At 65.2% G+C, this 1,637-nt stretch carries 1 protein-coding gene and 2 pseudogenes; 2 read left to right on the top strand and 1 reads right to left on the bottom strand.

The window, feature by feature from the left end; translation table 11 throughout:
• Nucleotides 1-665 (bottom strand): annotated as a pseudogene (gene dgt, locus JCM25156_RS25340) (dGTP triphosphohydrolase); the annotation flags it as partial.
• 125 nt (nt 666-790) lie between these two features.
• On the opposite strand from dgt, the gene JCM25156_RS15980 reads away from it, so the two are divergent.
• Nucleotides 791-1,156, top strand: a complete 366-nt coding sequence (locus JCM25156_RS15980; protein ID WP_025813888.1) for a HesB/IscA family protein — start codon at nt 791-793, stop codon at nt 1,154-1,156.
• Nucleotides 1,153-1,637, top strand: a pseudogene (locus JCM25156_RS25345) (exodeoxyribonuclease III); the annotation flags it as partial. The gene JCM25156_RS15980 and the pseudogene JCM25156_RS25345, both read left to right, overlap by 4 nt.

Here is a 1,637-nt window from a genome sequence, read left to right on the forward strand (position 1 = left end):
CACCACCGGCAGGGCCTCAAGCTCCCCGATATGCAGGAGTCCCGCGCGCAGGCCATCGTCCAGATCATGGGCGTGATAGGCAATATCGTCCGACACGGCGGCGACCTGCGCCTCGGCCGAGGCGTAGCTGTCAAGCTCCAGCCGGTGCCGCGCCGCGTAATCGGCCACATAGGCGGTGGATGATCCACCGGGCCGTTATGCTTGGCCAGCCCCTCGAGCATTTCCCATGTCAGGTTCAGGCCATCGAAGGCGAAATACCGCCGTTCCAGCAATGTCACCAGCCGCAGGGACTGGGTGTTATGGTCGAAGCCGCCCCACGGCTTCATGGCGGCGGAAAGCGCTTCCTCCCCCGCATGGCCGAAGGGGGTGTGGCCGAGGTCATGCGCCAGGGCGAGCCCTTCGGTCAGGTCTTCCTCCAGCCCCAGCCTGCGGGCGATGGAGCGGGCGACCTGCGCCACTTCCAGCGAATGGGTCAGGCGCGTGCGGAAGAAATCACCTTCGTGGTTGAGAAAGACCTGCGTCTTGTACTGAAGCGTGCGGAACCCGGCGGAATGGATCACCCGGTCACGATCGCGCTGCCACGGGCTGCGCGTGGGGGCTTCGGCCTCGGGATAGAGGCGGCCACGGGCCGTTGCGGTCTGGACAGCGTAGGGTGCAGTATTCATATAGGATCAAGACCCAGCCATGGATGCGGCGACATGTGGTGATGCCGTCGCCCATCCTAACCCGCGCGCGGCCCGTGGCCAACATGATCCAGCCCCGGCGCGTTCCACAGACCATGGTGAACCCGATGTCCACGTCTCCCTCCCCGACTACAGAGAGCTTCCGTGTATCGGACGCGGCGGCGAAACGCCTGCGTGAAATCCTGGACGGACAGACCCCCGGCCCCACGGGCGAACCGGCGCTGCGCGTGTCGGTGCTGGCGGGGGGATGCAACGGATTCCAGTATAAATTCGCCCTTGAGCCCGACAGCACGCCCGATGACATCGTGATTGCGGCGGGCACGGCGCGCGTGCTGGTCGATCCGGCCAGCATGGACCTGCTGGCGGGCGCGGAACTGGACTTCAACGACAGCCTGATGGGCGCGCACTTTACCGTGCGCAACCCCAATGCCGCGTCATCGTGCGGGTGTGGCACCAGCTTCTCGGTCGAATGATGAAATTCGCCACCTGGAACGTCAATTCCATCCGCCAGCGCCAGGACCATGTGCTGGACTACCTTGCCCGTGAACGGCCCGACGTGCTGGCGTTGCAGGAAATCAAATGCGCGACCGACCTCTTTCCCGCCGGGGCGTTCAGGGCTGCGGGCTACGACAGCGTGGTGGTGGGGCAGAAAAGCTATAACGGCGTCGCATCCTGACCCGTCACCCGCACACCGTCATCCATGACAGCCTGCCCGGCTGGGAAACCGACCCGCCACAGGCCCGGTATGTAGAAATCAGCACCTGCGGGCTGGTGTTTGGCAACCTGTACCTGCCCAACGGCAATTCCGGTGGCAGCGTGGGCTACGACTCCAAGCTCGCCTTCATGGACGCGCTGGCGCTCCATGCCCACGCCATGCTTCAGGCCGGGCAGGATTTTGTCCTGCTGGGGGACTACAATGTCTGCCCCACGGATGAGGACTGCGCCCCCGGCGCG

This window comes from Komagataeibacter kakiaceti JCM 25156 (assembly GCF_000613305.1).

Coding starts and splice junctions, on each gene's coding strand:
- JCM25156_RS15980 (WP_025813888.1), top strand. CDS start 791: ATGTCCACGTCTCCCTCCCCGACTACAGAGAGCTTCCGTGTATCGGAC.